The organism is Komagataeibacter sucrofermentans DSM 15973, from assembly GCF_040581405.1.
GTDB classification, from domain to species: domain Bacteria; phylum Pseudomonadota; class Alphaproteobacteria; order Acetobacterales; family Acetobacteraceae; genus Komagataeibacter; species Komagataeibacter sucrofermentans.
Genome location: NZ_CP137157.1, coordinates 1623223 through 1649900 on the forward strand (window position 1 = coordinate 1623223; position 26678 = coordinate 1649900).

The window sequence follows — 26678 nt, forward strand, 5'->3', positions numbered from 1 at the left end:
GTTCCCTATCCGGCAGGGGTGTAAAGGCTTTACGGCCCTGTTACCCTACTGCACCGTGAAAGGCCATATGTTGCGTGAATACGACCGCAATCCAGATCAGAATAAGATACGTATCAGATACAATAAATATCCTGCGTGTAATGCCTGTAGCCGTTACATGAAATGACGGGATGCGTATTTCCCGCGCCATCATGGGCCGTGCCCCGGTCATGCTTCACGCACCACGAGGCTGGCCTGATCCACCCTGCCCTGCCTGCACGGTCCGGCAGGTTCCCTCAGTTGCCCACGCCACCCGACTGATAGGCGGAGAACCAGGCCGCCAGTTCCTCCGCTGGCAGCGGCTTGGAGAACATGTAGCCCTGCAGCACGTCGCAATCCATGTTGGCCAGCAGGCGGCGCTGTTCTTCATGTTCCACGCCTTCGGCCACCACGGTCATGCCCAGGCTCTGGCCAATGCGCACCACGGCCATCACCACCGCCCGCACCTTCTCGATGCTTTCCAGCCCGGTCATGAAGCTGCGGTCGATCTTCACCTCGTTGACCGGCAGGCCCGCAAGGTTGGACAGGCTGGAGAACCCGGTGCCAAAATCATCCATCGACATGCCAACCCCCATTTCACGCAGCTTCTGGGCTACGCGGATGGTGCGTTCGTAATTGTCGATCATGGTGCTTTCGGTAATTTCTATGGTCAGGCTCTCGGGCGGGATCCCGGTCTCTGCCAGCAGTTCGGTCACGAACTGGGGCAGTGTTTCATCACGGAAATGCAGCGGCGACAGGTTGACCGAAACCACCGGCACCTCCACCCCATCACGAATCCACTGCGCCATCTGGCGGCATGCCGCGCGCAGCGACCATTTGCCGATGGCCTCGATCTGCCCCGTTTCCTCCGCCACGGTAATGAAGCGCGCGGGCGAGACAAAACCAAGCGAGGGGTCGATCCAGCGCGAAAGCGCCTCCACGCCGTAAAGCTTGCCGCTGCTGGCGTGCACCTGCGGCTGATAGAACAGGCGCAGCCGGTCATGGGCAATGGCATCACGCAGGGCGGCGGCCAGAATGAGGCGGTCGCTGGCCTGCTGGTTCATGCGCGGGCTGAAAAAGCAGCAATGCCCGCCCCCGTTCGCCTTGGCCTGGAACATGGCGGTCTCGGCATTCTTGAGCAGGGTGTCGCCGTCCTCGCCATTTTCGGGGTGAACGGCCACGCCAAGACTGGCCGAGAGGCTGACCGGCACATCGCCAATATGCGATGGCACGGCCAGCACGCGCAGGATATTGGCGCTGAGCGTGGAGGCATGCTGCTGCTCGCCATTGGTCACGATGGTGAACTGGTCGCCACCGCTGCGCACCAGCGTGTCGTCTATGCTCAGCACCTCGCGCAGCAGGCCGGCAATGCGGGCAATCAGGTCATCACCCGCCGTATGGCCGAACACGTCGTTGATATGCTTGAAGTTATCTATGCCCACGGTCACGAGCATGAGGTTACCCCGCACGGCGCGGCGCAGCATGCGCGGCATGTTCTGGCGCAGCCAGCGGCGGTTGGGCAGGCTGGTCAGCAGGTCAAAGTCGGACAGGCGGTTGATATGTTCCTTCGCCTCCTGCCGCTCTATGGCCAGGGTGCACAGGTGCAGGCTGGTGGCCACGGCCTTCTGGCAGGCGGCATCGGGCAGCGAACTGGTGCGCGAGTAGCAGGTGAACACGCCCGCCACCCGGTTGTTGCGCAGGATGATGGGCGTGGCGCGCGCGGCCTTGATGCCGTTATGCAGCGTCTGCTCGCGCATGTGCTGCCAGCGCGGGTCATGGGCAATGTCCGGGCTTTCGGCCACGCTGCCGGTGCTCGCGGCAACGCCCGAGCAGGCGGCATCGAGGCCTATGGGTAGCGTGTCATACAGCTTGACCAGCGAGAGCGGCAGGCTGGCGCGGCCCTTGCATTTAAGCCGGTCGTCCTTTTCCACCAGGTAGATGGCGGGCATGACATCGGGAATATAATGCTCGATGCGGCGGCAGATGAAGTCCATCACCTCATGCAGGCCCAGATCGCTTGAAATCGCTTCCAGCGTGTCGCGCTGCAGGCTGTCAAGGAAGTGCTGCTCGGTAATGTCGGTCAGCACCACCACGATGTTCTCGATCTCGCCGCTGTCATTGAACACGGGGTTCATGGCCGCCGAGACCCAGATATCGCGGCCACTGGCGTGGCGGGCGCGAATATCGAGCGTGAAGCCGCGGGCGTTGCGCGCGCCCTCGTGCAACTGGTTGAGAATGCCGATATCGGTCGTATCGCCCGCGAGGATGACCGACAGGCCATGCCCCGTCACCCGCTCGGCGCCAAAGCCGAACATGTCGCTGAAGGCGCGATTGACATAGATGATGCGGAATTCAGGGTCGAGAATGGCCACGCCACGGTCGGTCTCGCGCACCACGAGCGAGAGCAGGCGGATCTTCTCGCGGTCATCAACTTCCTGTGAAATATCGCGAATCAGCGCCATGTAGCCGATCTTGCCATCCACCGCGATGCGCGACAGCGAGAGGTTGGCCCAGAAGGTCGTGCCATCGAAACGCTCGACGCAGACCTCGCGGCTGGTGCCGACGATCTTGTTGATCCCGGTCTCGCGGTTGTGGCGGATCAGGTCATCATGGGTGGAGCGGATGTTGCGCGGCACCAGCACGTTGACATTGCGCCCGATCACATCCTGCCGCGAACAGTGCCACAGGCCCTCCGCCGCCTTGTTGAAAAAGGTGACGGTGTTATGTTCATCAATCAGGACAACGCCAAGAATGGTCTGTTCCAGCGCGGGCAGGACGGTTACCTGCATGTCGTCTATCATGTCGCGGGGCATCTGGCTGTAGGTCTCCGGCTGGCTGAAAGCGAACGGGGGTAAGGCTGAAATCGTGACACCTGATTTTATGTTCCGGGCCACTGTAATAAGTGACAGCCAGCATGATGTTTCATACCCATGACTGTGTTAATAAAGAGTATATGCCAAACCGTATAAAATATTGTACAAATCATGCATGTAATGAACAGGGTATATGCGGGCATGACGTGCGGCGCGTGGGGGCGTGAATATCCGGGCGGCCTCCCCCACGGCAGATGACAGGTCCGGCGCGGCCCTTGATGGAGCGCCCGATGCGTTCCCCTCCTTTTTCGCTGCGCTGTCACTTAATGGTGCAGTCGCGTGCATCGCTGGAAAAACCGGTACTGCAGGTATAGCATCACACTCCGCGTCGCATGCAGGAGCCTGTATGGCACAACTGAAGTCCCGTTACCCCACCGGGCAGACTACGCTGTCCGGCCCTGTTCCCCCCCGGCCGCCCCGCCGGGGCGAAAGTGAAATGACGCAGCATGACTGAACAGGCATTCCACCAGGCAGGAGATGAAGGCATCCAGCCCCATGGCTGGCTGCTGGCGTGCGATGCGCGGCTGGGGCACATCGTGCGCTGGTCGGCCAACGCCCCGGCGCATCTGGGGCTTGACGGGCTGGAGACGGGCCTGCCGCTGCGCGATGTGATCGGCCGCGACGCCACCCACAACATCCGCAACGCGCTGGCCATGCATGGCGAGGCCCATCGCCGCCCGGCGCTGGTCTTTGGCCAGGAACTGCCCTGTGGCGGGCGGTATGACGTGGCCATCCACACCGCAGGCCCCGACATCATGCTGGAATGGGAGCCCGCCCTGAGCGAACGCGACGGTGCGCACCTGTCGCTGCTGCGCACCATGATCGACCGCATCCGCGAGATTACCGACTTTGACCGGCTGTTCCGCACGGTCGTGCGCCTGCTCTCGGGCGTGCTGCGCTATGACCGCGTCATGCTCTACCGCTTTGCCGAGGACGGATCGGGCAAGGTCGAGGCCGAGCATCACGGCCCCAACCTCGAAAGTTTCCTGGGCCAGCACTTCCCCGCCTCCGACATGCCCGCCCCCTCGCGCAGGCTTTACAGCACCAACCTCATCCGCGTGATCGGCGACGTGGCGGCCGTGCCCGTGCCCGTGATCTCGCCGGGCCATCCCCTGCCGCCCGACCTGTCGCACGCCCATCTGCGCGCGGGCACGCCAAGCCATTACAGCTACATGCGCGGCATGGACGTTTCAGCCTGCGCGTCGGTCTCGCTGATGGTGGATGGCCGCCTGTGGGGCATGATCGTGTGTCATCACTACAGCGCCCATGTGCTCAACATGAGCGAGCGCATCGTGGCGCGCATGTTTGGCGAGTTCGTCTCGCTCCAGATCACCAACCTGCTGCGCACCAAGCGTCTGGACATGACGCGCCAGACCCATGGGCTGATCGAAACCTTCCTCAAGGGCGCGGCCCCCGTGGCGGACATGCCCGCCTACCTCATGGCGCATCTGACCGACATGCTCACCTTCGTGCAGTGCGATGGCGCGGCATTATGGGTGGGCGGCCAGTGGACCTATACCGGCCAGCACCCGCCGCCCGCGGCCATGCCAGCCATGCTGGACCTTGCCCGCGCCCGCGCAGGCAGCCAGATCTGGCATACAAGCTGCCTGACCGCCTACATCCCCGATGCCGAACAGTATGTGCGCGAGGCGGCGGGGATGATGATCGTGCCGATTTCGTCGCAGCCCGGCGATTACCTGCTGGTGTTCCGTGGCGAGGAAATACGCAGCATGAAGTGGGCCGCCGACCCCGCCGCCCCACCCCGGAGCGAAGATGAAGACGGCTATTTCGGCCCGCGCAGCAGTTTTGCGGTCTGGACCCAGCAGGTTACCGGCGCCTGCCTGCCGTGGTCGGGCGATGACATGGAGGCTGCGACGCTGGTCCGTTCCGCGCTGATCGAGGTCATGGGCGCCTACCACCAGTTACAACTGCGTGAACGCGCCACCGCCGACCTGCGCCAGCGCATGCTCAACGAGGAACTGAACCACCGGGTCAAGAACATTCTGGCCGTGGTGCAATCGCTGGTCAGCCAGCCGGTGGAACCCGAAATGACGGCGGCCCAGCATGTCGCGCGCCTGCGCGGGCGCATCCGCGCGCTGGGGCTGGCGCATGACCAGGCCGTGCGCAGCGATGGCGGCGGCCTGCTGCGCGCCCTTCTTGATGCGGAACTCGCGCCCTACCGCGAGCGTTGCTTCATCACCTGCACCGGCCCGCGCATCTGGCTGACAGGCCAGGCGCTGTCGGTGCTGGCGCTGGTGGTGCATGAACTGGCCACCAACGCCGTCAAATACGGGGCGCTGGGTCAGGCGCGCGGGCGGCTTGATGTGGCATGGTCGCATGATGCGGCACACGATGAGTGGCGCATTACATGGCGCGAGCGTGGTGGCCCTGCCGTCACCCAACCCCGACGCCGGGGTTTTGGCTCGGTGCTGATGAAGCGCGGCTTTCCGCATGAACTCGGCGGGGCCACGCATGCGCATTTCCACCCTGACGGGCTGGAGGTGATCATGCACCTGCCCTGCCGCCATGTCAGACCCGCCCCGGATATGGAAACCCCGGACGCCGCCCCTGCTCCGTTACACGCTGAGGCCCCAAAGGAGAATCCCGTGCTCGATGCTGACATCCTGCTGGTGGAAGACCAGTTCCTCATTGCCATGGAAGCCGAAAGCGCGATTGAGGAAATCAATATCGGGCAGGTCCGCACCGTCGCCTCGGTCTATGAAGCGATGAATGCCATCAGCGCGCGCGTGCCGGATGTGGCGATACTTGATGTAAACCTCGGCGGTGAAAACTCGCTTGAGGTCGCGCGCATCCTTCAGGCGCGGGGCGTGCCCTTCATCTTCGCCACCGGCTATGCCGACCGCACCATGATCCCGCCCGAGCTGCGCGACGTGCCGGTTGAGCGCAAGCCCTATTCAGCGCGCGCTCTGGCGGAAAAAATACGCCAGATCGTATCCTGACCCGATCCTGACAGCCCCGCGCCCCAAGGAGATTTTCCACTTATGAAACGCCTTCCCGGTCTCTTTCGTGCTTCTTTCTCCGGTATGGCCAGTATGACGGCCCTCAGCCTGTGCACCCCCGCCCAGGCGGCCCCCCAACCCGATGCGCTGCAGGTGCCATCGGGGTTTCATGTCAGCGTGGTCTCGGATCACGTGCCGGGCGCGCGTGAACTCGCCCGTGGCGCGCGGGGCACCATCTTCGCGGGCAGCCGGGGGCCGGGCAAGGTCTATGCCATTACGGGCGTGGACGGGGGCGGGCCGGTAATGGTGCGCACCATTGCCCAGGGGCTGACCCTGCCGGTGGGCGTGGCCTACCATGATGGCGACCTGTATGTGTCCGACACGCAGCGTATTGTCGTGCTGCGTGATATCGAAAATCACCTCGACAAACCGCCCAAACCCGAAACCGTGGCTGACAACCTGCCCTACCGCATGGGCGACCATTCATGGAAATTCATTGCCTTCGGGCCAGATAACCGGCTGTACGTGCCCATCGGCGCACCGTGCAACATCTGCGACGTGGGGCATGATTTTGGCCGGATCATCAGCATGGCGCCTGATGGCACCGACCGGCGGGACGTGGCGTTTGGCATTCGCAACACGGTCGGATTCACATGGCAGCCCGGCAGCGGCACCATGTGGTTTACCGATAACGGGCGCGACAATATGGGCGATGACATGCCATCGGATGAACTCAACCGGCTTGATACGCCCGACCAGTCCTTTGGTTATCCCTACTGCCACCAGGGCAACGTGCCGGACCCGGAATTTGGCAGGCAGCATGCCTGCTCCGAATTCACGCCGCCCGCCCTGCTGCTCGGCGCGCATGTGGCAGCGCTCGGCCTGCGGTTTTATGAGGGCACCCAGTTTCCCGCCGCCTATCACGGCAACCTCATCATTGCCGAGCACGGATCATGGAACCGCAGCCAGCTTGCGGGTTATCAGGTCGTGAACGTGGCGTTCGACGCGGATGGCAAGCCCAGGGCGCCGCAGGTGCTCGTGGGCGGGTTCCGGCAGGGGCAGCATGCATGGGGGCGGCCAGCGGACGTGCTACCCCTGCCCGATGGCAGCGTGCTGATCAGCGATGATCTGTCCGGCACGGTCTATCGCCTGAGCTATGGCGGGGCCGCACCCACGCCGTAAGCCATGCAACCAGCCTGCCGCCCCTGCCCTGCGGAAACGGTGCGACACAACCGGGCGGAGAAGTACGGCAGGCCCCTCCATTCCAGCCAAGGAGGCATGTCATGTCCATGCGCAAAACGCTCATGTTCGCCGCCCTGCTCATTCTGCCCGGCATGACCGCGCAGGCTGCGCGTCCCCCTACAACGCCAGCCCCTGCCATACTGCCCGATACGACCCAGCCCACCCCGCCACAGCGGCTGTACCGGCATTTATGGGCCGACGACAAAGGTGTGAGCCATATCACCACCTGCCCGGTGCATGATTTTTTTCTTAAAAGCATGTCGCCCCCTGCCGGGCCGCAATGGCAGGACCCCATGGCCCCGCAGATGGCGACCATCATGATGACGGTCCAGCCCGCTCACTGGAATGGCACCTGGCACCCCGACCCCAAGCCACAGTGGATCATTCCGCTGCAGGGACGGTGGTATGTGCGGGCAATGGATGGCACGCGGGTGGAAATGGGCCCCGGCGACATCCTGCTTGGCGAGGATCAGGCCGTGCGGCCCATGGCCAAAGGCCCCTTTCGTGGCAAAAAAGGCCATGATGCGGGCAATGTAGGCGATGGTCCGGTCACGCTCATGGTGATCCAGTCCGAGGCGGCACCGGTTACGAACCAGCCCTGCCGCTACAATTGAAGGTACCTGGCCTTATCCACAGATTCCGGGGATAGTCAGAAAGATAACCCTGTGGAAAAAACATGAATATTTTCATTCATGCTGTAAAATAAACAATCTTTCAAAAGGGCATATGGTTTCGCGGCCCTGCCCCAGCGTGCCGGCCATGGAGCCACGCATGGAGGGCTGGGTCGCAGCGCCCATGCGGGCCGCGCCCTCAGTCGAGGCGCTGGATGCGCCGCGCATGTCGGGCATGCTCACGCAGGATATCGGTCAGCCCCGGCAAGTTGGGCTCGCAGTTCTCCACCAGCACGCGACCGTTGACGATCGTGGTGCCCGCCACGGCGGGGCCACAGCGCAGCCAGGCCTCGACCGGATCGGTCAGCGCGCCCGCCAGCGCCACGTCGGACATATGCCAGATCACAAGATCCGCGCAGGCGCCGGGGCGCAGATGACCGATCTCGTCCTCCCACCCCAGGCAGGCGGCTCCGCCCCGCGTGGCCATGTTCAGCGCCTCACGCGCGCCCATGGATTCCGGGCCGCCGCGCATGCGGCCAAGCAGCATGGCGTTGCGGGTTTCCATCCACATCGAGGCATGATCGGTCGTGGCCGAACCATTGCAGCCCAGCCCCACGCGCATGCCGCGCTCCTGCAGGTTCTGTACGTCGGCGCTGCCACCGCCGATCATCATGTTCGAGCCGGGACACTGCACCACACTCACCCCGGCCTGCGCCAGGCGATCGATCTCGGATGAGGAAGGATAGATGTAATGGGCAACCCATGAGCGCGGGCTGGCCCAGCCCATCTGCTCGAAATGCTCGGTTGGCGTGCAGCCATAAACGCTCAGGCTGTAGTCATCTTCCTCCATGTCCTCGGCCAGATGGGTATGCAGGCGCAGGTCATGGCGCTCGGCCAGCGCCACGGACTCCCGCATGACGCGATCGGAGGCCGAGAACAGCGATGCCGGGCCAAGGGCAACCCGCCCCATGGCGCCGGGCGCGCGATCATGGAAAAGACCGACCAGCCGCTCGCAATCGGCCATGATGGCCTCTTCATCCTGCACGAGGGCGGCGGGGGGCAGGCCACCATCTTCCACCGAGCGGGTCATGCTGCCGCGTGTCGCGTAGAAACGGAACCCGATGTCACGCGCCGCGCGGAACTGCGCATCGATCAGGCCGGGCCGGGGATGGACGTACATATGATCCATCGAGGTGGTGCACCCGCCCATCAGCAGTTCCACCATGGCCACATAGGTGGCGACATAGGTCGCCTCCTCATCAAGCACGGTCCACAGGGGATACAGTTCCTGCAGCCACGTGAAGAGCTTGCTGCGCGTGACCGGCGCGTACGAACGCGTCAGATTCTGGATCATGTGGTGATGGGCATTGACCAGGCCAGGCGTGACCAGCCGCCCGCGCGCGCTTATGACGCGACGGGCCTCGGGCCGGGGCTGCCCTGCGGCGCCAACGGCGTGGACGCGATTTTCCCTGATCGCTATCCAGCCATCAGGAATTTCCCATTCACGGTCAATGTAAAGGTGGGCATCACAAATCAGGATATCGATCATTACTTACCCATGCTGCCCCAGTACCGGCATGGGCAGGCTCAGGACAGGCCCACTGCATCCCGGTTTGCTGGAGACGTAAACGCTTCATCATCACTTAAGTAAATTCATTAGGTATTTTTCGAAACATGCCATCATCATGCGTGCCTGTCTATATGTATAGATCGGAATATTGAGGGGGAAAAAGGAGAATAACAACCCGCGATTGTAAAAAACAGGCGCGAAAGACCACCTTCTTTCCCTTTCAGGTTGTATGGAAAAGATAGAATTAATGTGGAAATCGTGTTTTCTTGCAAAAAAATTGGAACAAAATATTACGTTAATATATATTAACTTTATGCTTTGTGATTTTATTTAGATCAGTCTATAAAAAATCACTTAAAAGATGCCTATTCATTTCTAAAGCACATAGTTCCCGACTGGAAAATTGACACTTAGGTATATTTTCCTATAATCTGAACTATGCCGGCGTATTAACAGGTCATGCCTCGGAATAGCAGCATTATTACCTTTGAACGGCATCATATTATTAATATATGTTTATGTGAACACTATCAATATTTATGAAAGCGTCGACTGTCTCACTTACCATAATCGTATAATGAAATGGTTCGGTTAAAAACGTCTTTATGAATATGGCAAAAATCGGGCAGCGCCTGCACCCGGTGCCGGATCTTGCGGCAGGGCATCCGCAACAGGATACATGCCGTACCTCAATAAAAAATATTCATGATATTATCAGAAACATTCCACCTGCGGTTGCATTTGTGCCTTCAGTCCCTCGCGTTGATGTGATCCTGCCCGATCATACCGGGGCGTGCGGTATTGCTGGTTGCATTTGCCGTATCCTCTGGCCGATACCACCGTCATGGCGCGGACTGTCCCGCGTTACGCGGAAGACGGATATGCTGGTTCACGAAGGCCCATCGCGCAGTATCAGAACCGACCTCAGGCTGGGCTGCACGCTTGCCGCGGTGGCAGGCGGCGTCAATGCGACCGGTTTTCTGGCAGTCGGTGCCTATGCCGCGAACATGACAGGCAACCTTTCTGCCATGGCGACAGGGCTGGCGCAGGGCGGGCGCATGACCGTGCTGTGTAGCCTGGGGCTGGTCGTGGCCTTCGTGGCGGGGGCCATGGTGGCAACGCTGCGCCTCAGGGCCGGATACAGGCGAGGCGTGGCGTGCATACATGCCCGCATCATCGTGCTGGAGGGCATCGTACTCGTGGCGCTGGGACTGACCTCACCCTGTCTGCCCACGCGGCCAGGCGTGGGCGTGCTGGGCTATGGCCTTGCTTTCCTTATGGGGATGCAGAACGCAACGGTCACCCATATTTCAGGTGCGCGGGTACGCACCACGCACATGACCGGCATGCTCACCGACCTCGGGCTGGAACTGGCCCAGTGGATGGAAAACCGCACGCGCCCCTCGCCTGACGTGACAACCCGGCTGCGCCTTCATGGGGCGATCATCGCCTCCTTCGTGCTGGGCGGCAGCGCGGGCGCCCTGGGTTACGGGTTGTGGGGCGCGCGGGCACTCACGGGGCTGGGGGCGGGGCTGATCCTGCTTGCGCTGCCTGCCGTCCTGCGGGGTAGATGGCGGGCATAAAGCGCAGGGCAACGCGGTTGCATGCCACCGGGTGTCATTTTATCCTTGGTGTTGCAACAGGCTGCATGGCCGCGCCAGAGGGATGGGAACAGACAGCATGACACAACAGACAAAGGCTACCGAATTTCTCACCGCCAGTGACGTGCCCTTTTCGGTGCACCATTATGAATACGCGCCCGGCGGCGGGCTGATCGGCATGCAGGCGGCATCCTCCATCGGGGCCAACCCCGCCTGCGTGCTCAAGACCCTGGTGGTGGAGGTGGACCGCACAACACCTGTCTGCCTTGTGGTGCCGGCTGACCACAGGGTCAACTTCAAGGCGGTCGCGGCCCTGTTCGGGGGGCGCAACGCCCGCATGATGCCACCGGAAAAATCCGCCGCGCTGACCGGTTTCCGCTCCGGTGGCACCAGCCCGTTCGGGCAGGCCAACCCGATGCCTGTCGTGCTGTCGGCTGCGGCCATGGCGCAACCCACGGTCTATATCAATGCGGGCGACCAGGGGCTTGTCGTCTCGCTTGCCCCGGCCGATGCCCAGAAAGCCGTCGCAGCCGAGGTGGCCGATATTTCGGCCCCGCCCCCCGCCAGCAAGGGCTGATCTCCCCACCACGGCAGGGCAGGCCAGCGCGGGGCTTAAATCCATTCCCCTTGCGTTTCAAACCCTGCTATGCGGGAGGCATGAACAACAAGACCCTGACAGCCCGCATGCTGCCATTTGCCGCGGCAGTGGCCATCCTGTCGTGGGCCAGCGCTTACCCGGTGGTGCGCATTGCGCTGCGTGACATGCCGCCGGTGCCGCTGGCCGCGATCCGTTACGCGGTGGCAGCGGTGCTGGCGGCCGTATGGCTGGCCTGCAGGCGCGTGCCGCCGCCCGCATGGCGCGACGTGCCACGCGTGCTTGCCTGCGCGGGCATTGGCATTTCACTTTATAATGTACTCTTCAACATCGGCGAGGTTACGGTCTCGGCCGGGGCGGCGAGCCTGCTCATCAGTTCCTCTCCGCTGCTGACCGCGCTGATTGCCATGCCCGTTCTGGGCGAGCGGCTGACCGGGTGGGGCTGGGCAGGCTCCGTGCTCAGTTTCTCGGGCGTGATCCTGATCGCGGGCAGTCAGTCAGGCGGCATCGCCTTCGGCTCGGGGGCGACGATGCTGCTGGCCGCGGCCCTGTGCGCCGCGATCTATACCATCATGCTGCGCCAGCTCATGCCGCGCTACGGGGCACTGCCCACCATCGCCTACATCCTCATGGCGGGGGCGCTGCTGCTTGTGCCGTGGCTGCCCCGCGCCTGCGTGGTTGTTGCCCATGCGCCGTGGTCGTGCACGGCGGCGGTGATTGAGCTGGGCCTCTTTCCCGCGGCCCTGGGCTATGGCGCATGGACCTTCGTAATCAGCCACATGGGCGCCGCGCGGGGCTCCGCGCTGCTCTATGCCCTGCCCCCCGCCACCATACTGCTGGCCTTTGCCCTGACGGGGGAAGTGCCCGCAGCCCGCACGCTGCTTGGCGGTGGAGTGGTCATGCTGGGGGTCGTGATCATGAACACATGGGGCCACCCGGCACGGCGGCAGCCCTCACGGGGCTGAAACGGCATGATGGCGGACTATCTCAAAAACAGGGGTTTCAAACCGTCTCTTAACCTTTTGCGGGCATAACGCCGTGAACAGGAACGAGACAGGGATTGAGAATGGCTGTTTCCCCCGATCATGCGGAAATGGCTGCCTGCTGGGCCAGTTTCGATGCCGCATGGTACCATGCCCGCTATGCGCCGGTGCTGGACCTTATGGGAGTAACACCCGCGCAGGCGTGTGATTTCTACCACGAGCATGGCGTAGCACTATGCCACGCCCCCAACCCGTTCTTTGATGAGGAATGGTACCGCGCCACCTATCCTGACGTGGCGGCGCTGATAGCACAGGGTGCGTGGCGCAGCGGGTTCGACCATTATCTGAACGTGGGCCTGCGCGACCATAACCCCCACTGGCTGTTTGACGAACACGCCTACCGCGCCGCCTACCCCGACATGACGCAGGCCGGCCTCGAGCAGGCGGGCTACCGCAATGGTTACGACCATTACCTGCGCGCGGGCGATACGGAAATGCGCACCGGGTCATGCTTTTTCGACCCCGCCACCTATCTTGCCCTTGCGCCCGAGGGAGAAGGCAGCACCCTCGCCCGCCCTTTTGCCGATTATCTGCTACGCGGGGCCACGGCCCTGCCATGGCGCACTCTCTCGCCCTATTTCGATGCGGAATGGTACGCGCGCACTTATCCCGATGTGCAGGCGGACATTACGCAGGGGGTGTGGCAGTCCGCCCTGCACCATTATCTGTGCAATGCCACGCCGCTGGCCTTTGACCCCGGCCCCCTGTTTTCCGAATCCTTCTACTGCGCCGTCAACCCCGATGTGCTCGAGGCGGTGGAACGGGGCGAACTGCGCAACGGCTATGCCCACTTCCTGCGCCACGGCGTGCATGAACTGCGCAAGCCGTGTTCGATGCTGGACCTGGCGCAATACATGCGCGACCCTGCCATTCAGGCCGATGTGACAGAAGGCCGCGCGCGCGATGGCTTTGGCCACTATCTCACCGCCCGCCCCGACCTGCGGCCTGCCGCCCCGCCCGCCGTAACCGAGATGCAGGCCCGCGCCCTGTTTCGCCACATGTGCGCCGTGCGCCTGCCGCTGCTGCTGGCGGCGGGTATCGATTTCAGCAGCGGGGAACCGCCCGCGCTGAGTGTCATCATCATCGCGCATGACCAGTTTGAAATGACCATGTCCACCCTCGCCTCGCTGCGGGCCAATTACGCGGGCGCGCTGCAGGTGATCGTGGTCGATTCCGGCTCGCGCGATGGCGTGGCCCATATCGAGCAGCACGTAAAAGGCATCGAGGTGCTGCGCTTTGCGGGCAATATCGGCTTCGTGCGCGGGTGCAATGCGGGCCTTGCCAGAGTGGTGGCGCCTGCCGTGCTGTTTCTCAACAACGACGTTGATCTGCAATACGGCGCGATTGCCAACGCACTGGCCCGCCTCATGGCTGATGAGACAACGGGGGCCGTGGGCGGACGCATCATCCGCACCCATGGCGTGCTGCAGGAGGCAGGCAGCATCGTATGGCGCGATGGCTCGGTGCAGGGCTACATGCGCGATGCCCACCCCGCCGTGCCCGAGGCCGGATTTGTGCGCGCGGTTGATTTCTGCTCGGGCGTGTTCCTCATGGTCCGCGCCGATGTGGTGCAGGCCCTTGGCGGATTTGATGAAGCCTATGCCCCCGCCTATTTCGAGGAGACGGATCTGTGCCTGCGCATCCGCGCGCAGGGCTACCGCATCCTGTACGACCCCACCGTATGCCTGGTGCATTATGAATGTGGCACGTCGGACGCCACCAGCGCCTCACGCCTGATCGCGCGCAACAGCGCCCTGTTCACCCGCCGCCATGGCCCGGAACTGCGGCGCAGGCCCCTGCGGCACGACCCGCTGCAGGCCCGCGCCCGGCATGCCGATGCGGGGCGCGGGCATGTGCTGTTCATCGAGGACAGGCTGCCACTGCGTTATCTGGGCTCGGGCTTCACGCGCTCGAACGATATCATCACGGCGCTGGCTGAACTGGGCTACCGCGTTACGGTCTACCCCGTTTTTCGTCCGATTGAGGATCTGGCCACGATCCGGGCCGCCTTCCCCGATCATGTCGAGGTCATTCACGATCGAGAACTGCCAGACCTGGGCGCTTTCCTGCAGGAGCGCCGCAGCTGCTTTGATGCCATCTGGATCGCCCGCACCCATAATGCCGCCCGCCTCGCCCCTATTTTAAACGAGGCCGCCTCCAGCATTCCCACCGACCGCATCGTGGTTGACACCGAGGCTCTGGCCACCTGCCGTGACGTAGCCTACGAGCGCCTGCACGGCCTTGCCAGTCCCCAGCCTTTTGCCGCGCGGCTGGCGGCGGAACTGGCCCCGCTGTTCATTGCCCGCCAGATCGTGGCGGTGAACGGGGCCGAGGCCGATCTGCTGCGTGAAGCAGGTTTTGATAATGTGTCCGTTCTGGGCCATGCGCAGGTGCCCCGCGCCACGGGGCCGGGCTGGGAGGCGCGGGGGGACATCCTGTTCCTTGGCGCGGTGCATGACCAGAATGCACCCAACCTTGATTCGCTCGCCTGGTTCAGCGCCGAAGTGCTGCCCCTGCTTGTGGCCGAACTCGGGCCGGACATCCGCTTTGGCGTGTGCGGTTATGTCAATCCGCGCGTTGATCTTGGCCCCCTGCGCCAGCACCCCAATGTGCGCATGCTGGGCCAGGTGGCCGATACGGCTCCCATCTATGACCGGTATCGCGTCTTTGTCGCCCCCACCCGTTTCGCTGCGGGCATTGCCTATAAACTGCACGAGGCGGCGGCCAATGGCCTGCCCATCGTCGGTTCGCCCCTTCTGTGCCAGCAGGCGGGCTGGCAGGAGGGGCATGACATGCTCTGCGCCGACATAACCGACCCTGCCGCTTTTGCCGCGCAGATCATCCGGCTGTATCATGACCAGACATTATGGGACACGGTGCGCGCCAATGCGCTGCACCGCATTGCCACCGAGCAGGCGCCGGATGCCTATCAGGAACGGATCAGTGACATCATGCACGGCCTGTTCGCGCCAGACTGAGAGCGTTTGAAAACAGCGCCTTGATCGCGGGGGATCGCCTCTGCTCAAGGAAGGTGGTGTTATCCTGAACTGGCTTTTCAACAGTCCCTGAGGCCGGTCGCGTTGCTGGCCCGTATCATGGAGAGGCCGGATGACCGATATTTCCTTTGCTGAAGGCATTGATGCCGCCCTGCAGGCCCGCGTGCTGGCCGCCCCGCATTTCCGCCGGTGGCATGAGGCCATGCGTACCCGCTTCACGTTGCGCCATGTGCTCGTGCGCGACGCGGTGGCCTTTGGCCCGGACCGCATGGGCTTCATACTCGTGGAGGCCGACGCCCTGCATGATGGCCAGGCCGTGCCCGGCCTCGCGCTGCTGCGGGGTGATTCCGTATCGGTCATGGTCGTGCTGCAATGCCCCGGCTACCCCGACCGCACCATTCTCACGCGTGAGCCCCGCGTGCCGGTAGCCCGGCCCGACCTGCTGGCCCTGCCAGCGGGCATGCTCGATGGCGGCGCGTTTGTCAGCACCGCGCTGCGCGAACTGTCGGAGGAAGTGGGAGCCGACCTGCGGGTGCGTGCCGAGGATCTGGTGGAACTGACGCGTGTCTGGCTCTCACCGGGTGGGTGTGACGAGGCGATTGGCCTGTACTATGCCGAACTGCGCATAGACGAGGCCCTGGCCCAGAGCCTGACGGACCGGCAGACCGGACTTGCCTGCGAGCACGAACATATCCGCCTGCGGGTGATTGACCTGGCCGATCTGCCCCATATTGGCATGACAGATGCCAAAACGTTGCTTTCATGGCACTTGTACCAGGCACGAAAATGAACATACGTTTTTTTGTTGACACAACAATGTGAGGGTTGTCATAACGGCGGGAAGCAGACTGCCTTGTGCAACTGCTTCTTGGACGTTTCCTCCCTAAACTCAGCGGTGCATATGCACCGCTTTTTTTTGCCCTGTTTTATATAAATTTCCTATAACTCTATGTCGTGTAGTATAATGCGGCACAGACCAAATTACATGAGGGGAACAAAGCAGAATGAGCGGTATCTTCAATGATGTTATGGGCAAGCTGAGCGATCTGGCTGGTGCGACAGGCCTGTCGGAGCAGGTGCATTCCTACCTGGCCGAGCTTCTTACCCCCGCCACCATCACCAACCTGCTGAACCAGGCGGAACAGGCCGGGCTGGGTGACAGGGTGCGCTCATGGATTGGCGATGGCCACAATCTGCCCATCTCGACCGATGAACTGCGCACGCTGCTGAGCAATGAGCAGGTCCAGGCCATGGTGAACAAGACCGGCCTGCCCGCTGCGACCATCCTGCCTGTTCTGGCCCATCTGCTGCCCGAGGCCGTCAATACCCAGACCCCGGCAGCCGCCCCCAAAACCGCCTGAATACAAAACGGGGCCGGTCACATGTGATCGGCCCTTTTTCATGGATGCTGCGGAAAGCATCAGAGGTCATTTTAACTTTTTGGGACGCTTGGCCGCGACATTATTCGCTGGCGGGCGCATGGCCCTGACAACCTGACTTAATGTCAAAACCACTCCACGGAAATTCCACAGATCTAGCAGCCTGTCGGGTTGGGGTAACCTGTGAAGGGGTGAGGTTGTAAGGTTATGAGATGAGCAGCTTTATCCCGTTTGACCGGTCTCAGCCGTATCTTCTGCCGCCTGATTTGAAGTCGTGGCTTCCGGCTGACGATATGGCGCATTTCATTGTTACCGCTGTTGAGCGGGTTCCGATGAATGCGTTTTGTGTGCCAGTACGCACGGGAGGCAAGGCACAGTATCATCCGCGGCTGATGCTGGCCCTTCTGATTTTCAGTTACGCGAACGGAATTTTTTCCTCACGGCGGATCGAGCGGGCGACATATCGTGACATCGGGGTGCGCTTCGTGGCGGCGAACCTGCATCCGGATCACGACACGATTGCCGCCTTTCGCCGAACGAACCGGACGGCCATTGAAGCTGCATTTGCGCAGGTCCTGCTTCTGGCGCGCGAGACGGGCCTGCTGCGTCTGGGTGTGGTGTCGATCGACGGCACGAAGATTGATGCCGACGCCTCGAAATACCGCTCCCTGCGCTACGACCGGATCAGGGCCCTGCGTGAACAGTTGGGGGTGGATATCGCGAAACTGATGGAACAGGCGGAGCACGCGGACGCCACAGACAGTGATCCGCAGGCATTGCCGGAAGAACTTGCCCGCCGGGAAACGCTGAAAGCGAAGCTGGATGAAGCCTGCGCCCGGCTGGAAGCCGACGCGAAGGCTCAGGCCGAGGCGGCGCGACCGGCATACGAGAAAAAGAAAGCCGTCTATGACGCAAAAACAGGGCGTCGCGGCCGGGCGCCGAAACCGCCTGATGAGGAACCGCCACCCGACCGGCAGATCAGCCTGACTGATCCCGACAGCCGCCTCATGCGGCGTTCGGACGCCCATGAGTTCCGGCAGGCTTACAAATGCCCAGGCTGTGGTCTGCGCTGAAGGCAGCCAGCTGATCGTGACAACCGGCGTTGTCGCCACGTCAGCGGACGCGCCATCCTTTGCCGACACGGTGCTGTCGATGGAAGACACAATCGGTCTCCCGGAGAAGGTGCTTGCTGACACCGGTTACGCCAGCGGGCAGGCGGTCCGGAAACTGCGGGAAAAGGGCATTGATCCGCTGGTCGCCATTGGACGGCCCTGTGCCCGTAGACCTTACGACTTCCGACCCCGGCCCGCAGAAAGGGAGCCACGCCGGATAACCGAACCCTGGCGGCTTGCCATGAAGGACAGGCTGGAAACTACAGAAGCCGGAGATGTTTACAGACTACGAAAACAGACCGTTGAACCGGTCTTTGGAATTATCAAAAGCATCATGGGGTTCAGAAGATTCAGTCTGCGCAGCCTTGCAAAAGTTACGACCGAATGGACACTCGTCGCTCTCGCATACAACTGCAAAAGAATGGCTCGGCTTCACGCAGCATAAGCCGGGTCAGCCTCAGCGGTATCAGCCGCAAAATGCCCAACCCGACAGGCTGCTAGATAGATTTCCATAGGCACTAATATACGATGATAGATTTTCCCCTACAGGGAACTATCACACATTATTCTAATTTTCGTGAGTTTTCTGCGGGACGCCGTGGTGGGCGCAACAGGGATTGAACCTGTGACCCCTACCATGTCAAGATAGTGCTCTACCGCTGAGCTATGCGCCCTCGGCGTCCGCTGAAATGGCTTTTACTGCCCCTTTCAGGCGGGCGCAACCCCTCTTTTCAAAAAAAACGCATTGACCCCCAAGCTGCCGCCTGCCCCTATGGCGGCCATGCGCTGCCCTGCCTTTCCGTTCCCGCCATCTGCTCGTATGTGGCTGTTCCCCATGGGAAAACCCGCATGACGGAACGCGCCGTGCCGCCCTTTCACATCATTGAGCCACACGGCATCCATCGGCCTGTTATCGTGGCGTCTCCCCATTCGGGGCGTAACTACATGCCTGAGTTCCTGCGCCTGTCGCGGCTGGGCGCGCTTGCGCTGCGGCGCAGCGAGGACTGTTATGTGGAGCAGCTGTTTGAAGCAGCGCCAAGGCAGGGAGCCACCTTGCTGCACGCCACCTTTCCGCGCGCCTATTGCGATGTGAACCGCGAGGCATGGGAACTCGACCCAACCATGTTCCGCGAACCGCTGCCCGCCTGGTGCAATACCACCAGCCGCAAGGTCAAGGCCGGGTTTGGCACCATTGCCCGCATTGTCTCGCGTGATGGGCCGATCTATGCGCGTCCGCTCCCCTTCGATGAGGCGGAAAAGCGGATACGCACCTGCTGGCGGCCCTATCATGATGCTCTGGCCCATCTGGTGCATGACAGCGTGGCGCGGCACGGCTTCTGCCTCCTGCTTGATGCCCATTCCATGCCTGCAGTGAAAGGGCGCGGAGAGCAGCCGGATTTTGTTCTGGGCAATGCCTGGGGCACGGCCTGCACCCAGCAGATGACGGCGCTGGTGGAGCATGTGCTGACAGGCCACGGCTACAGCGTTGCGCGCAACGTGCCTTTTGCAGGGGGGTATGTAACCCGGCATTACGGGCAGCCACGGCGCGGAGTGCAGGCCCTGCAATTGGAAATGAGCCGGGCGCTGTATATGGATCAGGACAGCCTGCAGCCCCATGAAGGCTTCGCGCGCCTGCAATCCGTGCTGATGGAAGTCGTGGCCATGCTGGCGCAATATGGCGACATGCTGGCGCAGATGGCAGCCGAATAGGCCACGAGGGCGCAAAAGCGCGGCGGAAGTCGCTTTCATCGCCTGTATGCCCGGCCTGTCACCTTGATCCGGGCACGCTCTATTACTGATCTTCTGCCTTTGATCGCAGCGCCTGTTTTCGGCGCCCGGCCTCACATGGCCCGCGCACCAATAAGGCCCGGCGCACGTCGCCACGCAACGCCAGTGTAAAATACCGCGCATATTGACGCAGCGCACCAATCATTCGCGCAATAAATTTTCCCCTCCCGGCCCGAGACCGGAATAAATTATAAGGTATATGGTCTTAATTTTATTATGGATCGCCTCATTCCGGCATGTCCGCTTATTGTAATAGTCTTTTTTTATTTTATGCAGTCTGTCCGCAACCGGGCAAGGGATACCTCGTTGATCTCCTCACAGCGTGCAGTCCCGGGATTGCTTCCTCAGCAAAACCCCATGATGGAACGAGGAAAAACAAGGATCCCCTGTAGCCGCTGCCAGTAAAAGGTGAAGATCATGAGTCATCATATCTCCCTGCATAACCGTATCGCCCTGGCCCCTGCCGATAGTCGCGGGGGCGGCGGTGCCGCGCACAATCCCGGCAATTTCGCCAATGACCGCGCCAAGGCGGCCGAGGCAGGGCACAAGGGGGGGCAGAACAGTTCTGGCAACTTTGCCCGTGACCCTGAACGCGCCGCCGAGGCGGGCCGCAAGGGTGGCCAGCACAGCCACGGCAGCACGGGCCATGAGGCGGAAAAAACCACGCAGGCAAGCCGCGGGGGCACAGCCCCCCGTTCCGGCAATTTTGCTGATGACCCCGAGCGGGCGGCACAGGCCGGGCGCAAGGGCGGCCAGCACAGCCACAGCAAAACCTGAACGCACCGGCTCGGGGCGTGATGGGGCTACACGGCCATGCCGTGGCCCCTTCCCCCTCTGGCTACATGACAGAACCCGCAAGGAGAAGTTTCATGTCTGCTACGGCAACCAGCACAATGACCAACAAGCATGACCTCATTTCCTCCGACCAGGTTGAAGGCACGGCAGTGTATTCACCGGCGGGCGAGAAACTGGGCACGGTCAAGTATTTCATGGTCGACAAGATTTCAGGCGATGTCGCCTATGTTGTCATGAGCTTTGGCGGCTTCATGGGTATGGGGAACAGCTACCACCCCCTGCCGTGGAAAGCCCTTCATTATGACCCCAACCGTGGCGGCTACATCGTGGCCCTCACGCGCGCGCAGCTTGAAGGCGCACCGGCCTATGAACAGGATATGTCGCCTGACTGGAGCAATGACACCTATGGCCAGCAGGTCGATACCTATTACGGCGGATTGCCCCACGTATAAATCGGGCCGTAATCGGTAAACTTGAACCGCAGGTGACAGCTTTAGGCCGTAACCTGCGGTTTTTTTTGGCCTGCCGTAATCATGAAAAATTTCTGGTGAAGCTTTTTTCAAGCTGACAAAAACGGCACCCGAAAAGTCTCCATCATTTTTCCCCTGCGCGCCAGGCCCGTTCCCGCGCGAGAAGTATCTTCTTGCGCACGACACCCCAGCGATAGCCCGACAGGCTGCCATCGTGGCGGATCACGCGATGGCAGGGCACCACCACGGCCAGCCGGTTGGCCGCACAGGCCCCGGCGACCGCCCGCACCGCGCCCGGTCGGCCAATGCGGGCCGCAAGTTCGCCGTAAGTTACGGTATGGCCGCAGGGTATGCCGCGCAGGGCCTGCCAGACCTGCCGCTGGAAGGGCGTGCCCTGCACCTCAAGCGGCAGGTCGGGCATGGCCCATGGGGTCTCGACGCAGGTGGTCACGACCGCCAGCGCGTGCGCCAGTGCCGCATCATCCGTGCCTCCGGCCCGTGCCGTAGGAAAACACGCCTGCACGGCCTGTTGCAGCACATGCTCATCCGCATCGAGCATGATGGCCACAAGCCCCTCCGGGCCAAGCGCCACCATGACCATGCCAAGGCTTGAAGGCCCCGTGATGAAACGGATGTCGGTATTCTGTTTTAATGGTGCCATGACCGGACAGCCTCATTCCGTGCGGCAGCTATTGCAGCAGAGAGCGGGGCTATCATGCAAAAGTTTTTGGTGACGTTTTTTTAAGCTCAAAAAAAGTGCCGCCTTTGAAAAAAGGCGGCACCCAAAAACTTTTATTTTTATAACAGTTCCTTAACGCAGGATGCCGGTATGCCCGACCGAGTAGCGGCCCGGCTGCGGCCATACGGTCAGGCCATGAGGCTCCTGCCCCACCGGGATCTTGCGCATGGCCCCCGTGGTGGTGTCGATGGCGTAGACGACATCATCAAACCGGCCCGAAAGCCACAGCGTTTTGCCATCATTGCTGACATTGCCCATGTCGGGGCTGCCACCGCCGGGAATGGGCCAGTTGGCCACCACCTTGTCGGTTGCAAAGTCGATCACGCTCACGCCACCCGCCTTGCCATGCGGCGGCCCATGAATCTTGTGCGAGCCACGGTTGGCCACGTACATCATGGTGCCGTCACGGCTGGGATACAGGCCATGGGTGCCGATGCCGGTGGGGATGAAGCCCGTTTCGCGGAAGCTGTCGCCGTCGATGACGAACACGCCATCGGCATGCATGTCGGCCACGTAAAATTTGTGCCCGTCGGGCGCGGTCAGGATATCCTGCGGCATGCCGCCGCCAGACAGCTTGAGGTAGCCAATAACCGTACGGTTGACGGTATCAACCTTGGCAAGGTAGCCGCCAAACTCACAGGTGAAGATGGCGTAGCGTCCGTCGATGGAAAAATCGGCGTGGTTGACGCCCTTGCACTGCGGCACCGACACCGACCCCTGCAACGCCATGGTGTGCGGATCGCGGAAGTCGAGCCGTTCACGCGCCTCGGCCACCGTAATGGCCGATTTGCCATCGGGGGTGAAATACATGTTGTACGGATCATCCACCGCCACTTCAGGCAGGGGCTGGGTGGTGCGCGGGTCGATGGGGGTAAGCGTGCCCCTGGTCGTGCCCTCGGCGTTGTTGGTCACCCACAGGGTGCGCAGATCCCACGCGGGCACGACGTGCTGCGGGCTCTTGCCCACCTTGAAGCGCGAGACGACCGTATAGGTCTGCGGGTCGATCACGTACACATTGTTCGAGCGCAGGTTGGGCACGTAAATGCGCGCCGGATCCTTGGCCACCTCGGGGTTGAGGTTGTTGGCCCGGGTCTCGGTATAGATGTTGTGGGGGTCGAGCACGGGCGGCATGCCGGGAATGGTGTCAACAGCCTGCGCCATGGCCACCCCACCTTGCAGCAGCAGCATGCCCAGACCCAGACCCAGACCCAGACCCAGACCCAGACCCAGAACCGGTAGTTTTTTCTTGTGTGTCATAGTGTGATCCTGTTCGTCGCGGCCCCTATAGCACGCCGTGGCAGCAGCGCAATCAGGGCGAATTCCGTCCTGTTAGGTCGTGTTGCATGGCCGCAACCGTGGCGTTGACCTGCATGTCCGCCCCCACCTGCCCAAGGGCTGCATCGGCCCGGCGCGGATCGCCGCCATACACGCCCTGCGCCGCGGTGGGCAGCGGGGCCGTACGCAGCGCCTGCTGGCGCACGAGGGCGGGGTCGAGGGCCAGCATCAGCGCGGTGTCAGACAGGTCGGCATGCGTGCCCACCTCGGCTGCGTGGCCATGCTGGCGCAGCCAGGTTGCATAGGCGCCCGGCACCACGTCGTAATAGGCAGGCACGTACAGCACGTGCGCGCCCGCAGCCTGCCAGCGGTGGTTGAGCGTATCGGCCACCATGCGCAGATCCTTCTGGTAGCCGCCATGGTCACCGATCAGCACCACGCGCGTGAAGCCCTGCACGCGAAAGCTCTCGGCTGCATCGCTGAGCAGCGCGCGGAAGGTGGCCGGCGTGATGCTGATGGTACCCGGAAAGCGCATGTGCGAGGTGCGCGGCGACGTGCCGCCTTCGGGCACGTAAGCCACCACCGGGGCCACGAGGGCATGGCCCGCAGCGCGTGCAATGCGGCGGGCGAGCAGCAGGGCGCGCACGTCATGCTTGCCCACCGCGATGTAAGGCCCGCTCTGTTCCGTGCCGCCAACGGGCAGGATGATGGTTGTATCCCCCCCCTGCACCGCGTTGCGGATTTCGGTCCAGGTCAGGTCCGTAAAATCAACCGTGTCGGGGCTGGCTGCGGCCGGGCCGCACCACAGGGCGGCAAGCAGGCTGCCCATGGCCAGAAGGGCTGGACGGTTACGCATGGATGGCAAGGCTCTCCTGCAACAAGCGATTCATGCGCTCCTGTGCCCTGTAGCGGCACGATTGGCAACAGTCATACGACACATGCATGAAACCCTGCTCACCCATACCCGTTGGAAAAGCCACATCTCCCGCTCTCCAGCACGGACATACACCCCCTCATGACAAAAACACCCAAAGCCCCCAAGGCCGTGGCGACCCATACTGGCGCCGGTGGCGAAACCCACCAGACCGCTGGCGGCGATACGCCGGTCATGACCACCCAGCAAGGGCTGGCGGTGTCAGATGACCAGAATACCCTGCGTGCGGGCGCGCGTGGTCCGGCCCTGATGGAGGACTTCCATTTCCGCGAAAAGATCTTCCATTTCGACCATGAGCGCATCCCCGAGCGCGTGGTGCACGCCCGTGGCTACGGCGCGCATGGCTATTTTGAACTGACTGACAGCCTGGCCGATGTGTGCAAGGCCGATATCTTCAACAGGGTGGGCGAGCGCACGCCCGCCTTCGTGCGGTTTTCCACCGTGGCGGGCAACAAGGGCTCGGCCGATGTGGTGCGCGACGTGCGCGGCTTTGCCGTCAAGCTCTATACCAGCGAGGGCAACTGGGATCTGGTGGGCAACAACATCCCCGTTTTCTTCATTCAGGATGCCATCAAGTTCCCCGATTTCGTGCATGCCGCCAAGCAGGAACCAGACCGCGACTTTCCGCAGGCGCAGACCGCGCATGACAATTTCTGGGATTTCGTGTCGCTGTCGCCCGAGGCCACGCACATGGTCTGCTGGGCCATGTCGGACCGCGCCATCCCCCGCTCCTTCCGCTTCATGGAAGGGTTCGGGGTGCATACCTTCCGCCTGATCGATGCGGAAGGACAGTCCACTTACGTGAAATTCCACTGGAAGCCCAAACTGGGCCTGCAATCGGTGGTATGGAACGAGGCGCTCAAGATCAACGGGGCCGACCCTGATTTCCACCGCCGCGACCTGTGGCAGGCCATCAAGTCAGGCAATTTCCCGGAATGGGAACTGGGCGTGCAACTGTTTGATGATGATTTTGCCGACAGCTTCGACTTCGACATCCTCGACCCCACCAAGCTGATCCCCGAGGAACTGGTGCCCGTGCGCCGCGTGGGCCGCCTCGTGCTTGACCGCATGCCTGACAACTTCTTTGCCGAGACCGAGCAGGTGGCCTTCTGCACCCAGAACATCATCCCCGGCATCGACTTCACCAACGACCCGCTGCTGCAGGGGCGCAACTTCTCGTACCTCGATACCCAGACCAAGCGCCTCGGTGGCCCCAACTTCACGCACATCCCCATAAACGCGCCCAAATGCCCGTTCGCCAACTTCCAGCAAGATGGCCACATGGCGATGCACAACCCCAAGGGGCGCGCCAATTACGAGCCCAATTCGTGGTCGCAGCCCGCCGGTGGCCCGCGTGAGACGCCCGCGGGCTACACCTCCTTCCCCGAGGAAGAATCCGGCCCCAAGCTGCGCCAGCGCTCGGAAACGTTTGCCGACCACTACAGCCAGGCCCGGCAGTTCTACATCAGCCAGACGCCAGTGGAACAGACCCACATGCGCGATGCCTTCGTGTTCGAACTGAGCAAGGTCGAAACGCCCGCCATTCGGGCGCGCATGGTCAGCTACCTGCTGCATGTCGATCAGGCGCTGGCCGAAGGTGTGGCGAGCGGGCTTGGCCTCTCGCCCCTGCCCGAACCCGCCCGCGCTGCCCGCCCGGTGGTGGAAGGGCTGGAACCCTCGCCCGCGCTGAGCATCCTCAAGAACGGGCCGGACAGTTTTGCAGGCCGCAAGCTGGGCATCGTGGTGACCAACGGCGTGAATGCGGACCTTCTCTCCGCCCTGATTGCCGCGACCGAGGCGGTGGATGGCACGGTTGAACTGATCGCCCCCACCGTGGCGGGCATTACGGACAGCGACGGTAATGAAATTGTAGCGCAACAGAAGATCAATGGCGGCCCATCCGTGCTGTATGATGCCGTGGCCCTGCTACCCACGGTGGAAGGCGCAAACCTGCTGCGCCATGAGGCCACCATGCGCGACTTCATTGCCGATGCCTTCGCCCACGCCAAGTTCATCGCGCATAATGATGCCGCCGAGATCCTGCTGGCTGCGGCGGGTCTGCACCCACGTGCACGCGACGCCGGTGTGATTGCACTGGAGAGCGGGGATGACGCCACTACCTTCATCCAGACCTGTGCGGCGCTGCGCCTGTGGTCGCGCGAAAATCAGGTCCACGCAGTCTGAAAACGCCCTGCGCCCGCCCCTCCGCCGCGATAGCGGAGGGGCGGGATGACCTTCCCTGAACCAGAAGGATTCTACTTTTATCGTTGCGCGCAGAATACTCTCGACCTGCCCGCGCAATTTTGAAATCAGGCTCTGGAATTTCCGTGACGACAGGGATTGTGCCGCAGGTCCCGCACCTTCATCTCCAGCATAATAAAGTGAAGTGCTGATGATGGGCCAGACTTCTTCCTTCCTGATTTCATGGATATCGTGTGCGACTACATCTTCCCCGAATACCTTTTTCATTATCTCGACTGAATCCCTGTTTTCATAAGGTTCGATTAAGACAGATTTCAGAAATACACTATAATTCCAGGCATCTTCTTCCAGAATCTCCACTACCGCATCGAGCAATGCCTGATCGACTGCTTTCATTTCCATATTTCCCTCACTTCAAGACCCCGATAATATTTTTTTACTCGTACGGCTGACACTCATGGCCCGCAAGGTTTCC

The 26678-nt window shown here is 62.1% G+C and carries 18 protein-coding genes, 1 tRNA gene and 1 pseudogene; 14 read left to right on the forward strand and 6 right to left on the reverse strand.

Going from position 1 to position 26678, the window contains the following annotated elements; translation table 11 throughout:
• Positions 1–275: 275 nt before the first annotated feature.
• Entirely contained in the window at positions 276–2831 is a 2556-nt protein-coding gene (locus R5N89_RS07965) for an EAL domain-containing protein (RefSeq protein ID WP_110570070.1), read from the reverse strand.
• A 506-nt stretch (positions 2832–3337) separates the two neighbouring features.
• Between R5N89_RS07965 and R5N89_RS07970 the strand changes: the two genes are divergently transcribed.
• The 3 genes from R5N89_RS07970 (at position 3338) to R5N89_RS07980 (ending at position 7707) form a co-directional block, all read left to right on the forward strand.
• Positions 3338–5851 carry an HWE histidine kinase domain-containing protein gene (locus R5N89_RS07970; RefSeq protein ID WP_110570069.1) on the forward strand — a complete coding sequence of 838 codons (2514 nt, stop codon included), beginning with the start codon at positions 3338–3340 and terminating at the stop codon, positions 5849–5851.
• A 42-nt stretch (positions 5852–5893) separates the two neighbouring features.
• Positions 5894–7033: a sorbosone dehydrogenase family protein gene (locus R5N89_RS07975; protein WP_110570068.1), complete on the forward strand. Its 1140-nt coding sequence runs from the start codon at positions 5894–5896 to the stop codon at positions 7031–7033.
• 107 nt (positions 7034–7140) lie between these two features.
• Positions 7141–7707: a cupin domain-containing protein gene (locus tag R5N89_RS07980; RefSeq protein ID WP_373320432.1), complete on the forward strand. Its 567-nt coding sequence runs from the start codon at positions 7141–7143 to the stop codon at positions 7705–7707.
• A gap of 196 nt (positions 7708–7903) precedes the next feature.
• Here R5N89_RS07980 and R5N89_RS07985 read toward each other — a convergent pair whose 3' ends face one another.
• Positions 7904–9253: an amidohydrolase family protein gene (locus R5N89_RS07985; RefSeq protein WP_110570066.1), complete on the reverse strand. Its 1350-nt coding sequence runs from the start codon at positions 9251–9253 to the stop codon at positions 7904–7906.
• Between the two features lie 902 nt (positions 9254–10155).
• Between R5N89_RS07985 and R5N89_RS07990 the strand changes: the two genes are divergently transcribed.
• From R5N89_RS07990 to R5N89_RS08020, 7 genes and pseudogenes are all read left to right on the forward strand, one after another.
• The gene (locus R5N89_RS07990) at positions 10156–10857 is read left to right on the forward strand and encodes a YoaK family protein (RefSeq protein ID WP_110570065.1); all 702 of its coding nucleotides are present in this window, start codon (positions 10156–10158) and stop codon (positions 10855–10857) included.
• 97 nt (positions 10858–10954) lie between these two features.
• Positions 10955–11452 (forward strand): YbaK/EbsC family protein, encoded by a 498-nt coding sequence (locus R5N89_RS07995; protein WP_110570064.1) that lies wholly within the window; start codon positions 10955–10957, stop codon positions 11450–11452.
• Between the two features lie 80 nt (positions 11453–11532).
• On the forward strand, positions 11533–12435 hold the full coding sequence (locus R5N89_RS08000) for a DMT family transporter (protein WP_110570063.1): 903 nt from the start codon (positions 11533–11535) through the stop codon (positions 12433–12435).
• A 101-nt stretch (positions 12436–12536) separates the two neighbouring features.
• Positions 12537–15491: a glycosyltransferase gene (locus R5N89_RS08005; RefSeq protein WP_110570062.1), complete on the forward strand. Its 2955-nt coding sequence runs from the start codon at positions 12537–12539 to the stop codon at positions 15489–15491.
• 130 nt (positions 15492–15621) lie between these two features.
• The gene (locus R5N89_RS08010) at positions 15622–16299 is read left to right on the forward strand and encodes an NUDIX domain-containing protein (protein ID WP_110570061.1); all 678 of its coding nucleotides are present in this window, start codon (positions 15622–15624) and stop codon (positions 16297–16299) included.
• Positions 16300–16513: 214 nt separating this feature from the next.
• Positions 16514–16870: a YidB family protein gene (locus R5N89_RS08015; protein WP_110570060.1), complete on the forward strand. Its 357-nt coding sequence runs from the start codon at positions 16514–16516 to the stop codon at positions 16868–16870.
• 230 nt (positions 16871–17100) lie between these two features.
• A pseudogene (locus tag R5N89_RS08020) lies at positions 17101–18445 on the forward strand (IS1182 family transposase).
• A 154-nt stretch (positions 18446–18599) separates the two neighbouring features.
• Here the strand turns inward: R5N89_RS08020 and R5N89_RS08025 are convergent.
• Positions 18600–18674 (reverse strand) — tRNA-Val (locus R5N89_RS08025).
• A gap of 175 nt (positions 18675–18849) precedes the next feature.
• On the opposite strand from R5N89_RS08025, the gene R5N89_RS08030 reads away from it, so the two are divergent.
• The 3 genes from R5N89_RS08030 to R5N89_RS08040 all read left to right on the forward strand — a co-directional run bounded on the left by R5N89_RS08030 (position 18850) and on the right by R5N89_RS08040 (position 21035).
• Positions 18850–19710, forward strand: coding sequence for an N-formylglutamate amidohydrolase (locus R5N89_RS08030; RefSeq protein WP_110570210.1), 861 nt, complete (start codon positions 18850–18852; stop codon positions 19708–19710).
• 495 nt (positions 19711–20205) lie between these two features.
• The gene (locus R5N89_RS08035) at positions 20206–20565 is read left to right on the forward strand and encodes a general stress protein (protein ID WP_110570213.1); all 360 of its coding nucleotides are present in this window, start codon (positions 20206–20208) and stop codon (positions 20563–20565) included.
• Positions 20566–20657: 92 nt separating this feature from the next.
• A complete protein-coding gene (locus R5N89_RS08040; protein ID WP_244192307.1) occupies positions 20658–21035 on the forward strand; it encodes a PRC-barrel domain-containing protein in 378 nt (125 codons plus the stop codon).
• 142 nt (positions 21036–21177) lie between these two features.
• Here the strand turns inward: R5N89_RS08040 and R5N89_RS08045 are convergent, their stop codons facing one another.
• From R5N89_RS08045 to R5N89_RS08055, 3 genes are all read right to left on the reverse strand, one after another.
• Positions 21178–21714: a methylated-DNA--[protein]-cysteine S-methyltransferase gene (locus tag R5N89_RS08045; protein ID WP_110570208.1), complete on the reverse strand. Its 537-nt coding sequence runs from the start codon at positions 21712–21714 to the stop codon at positions 21178–21180.
• 150 nt (positions 21715–21864) lie between these two features.
• Positions 21865–23049, reverse strand: a complete 1185-nt coding sequence (locus R5N89_RS08050) for a YncE family protein (protein WP_110570207.1) — start codon at positions 23047–23049, stop codon at positions 21865–21867.
• 52 nt (positions 23050–23101) lie between these two features.
• On the reverse strand, positions 23102–23923 hold the full coding sequence (locus R5N89_RS08055) for a creatininase family protein (protein ID WP_110570206.1): 822 nt from the start codon (positions 23921–23923) through the stop codon (positions 23102–23104).
• 159 nt (positions 23924–24082) lie between these two features.
• On the opposite strand from R5N89_RS08055, the gene R5N89_RS08060 reads away from it, so the two are divergent.
• On the forward strand, positions 24083–26185 hold the full coding sequence (locus R5N89_RS08060) for a catalase (RefSeq protein ID WP_110570205.1): 2103 nt from the start codon (positions 24083–24085) through the stop codon (positions 26183–26185).
• The last annotated feature ends 493 nt before the right edge of the window (positions 26186–26678 follow it).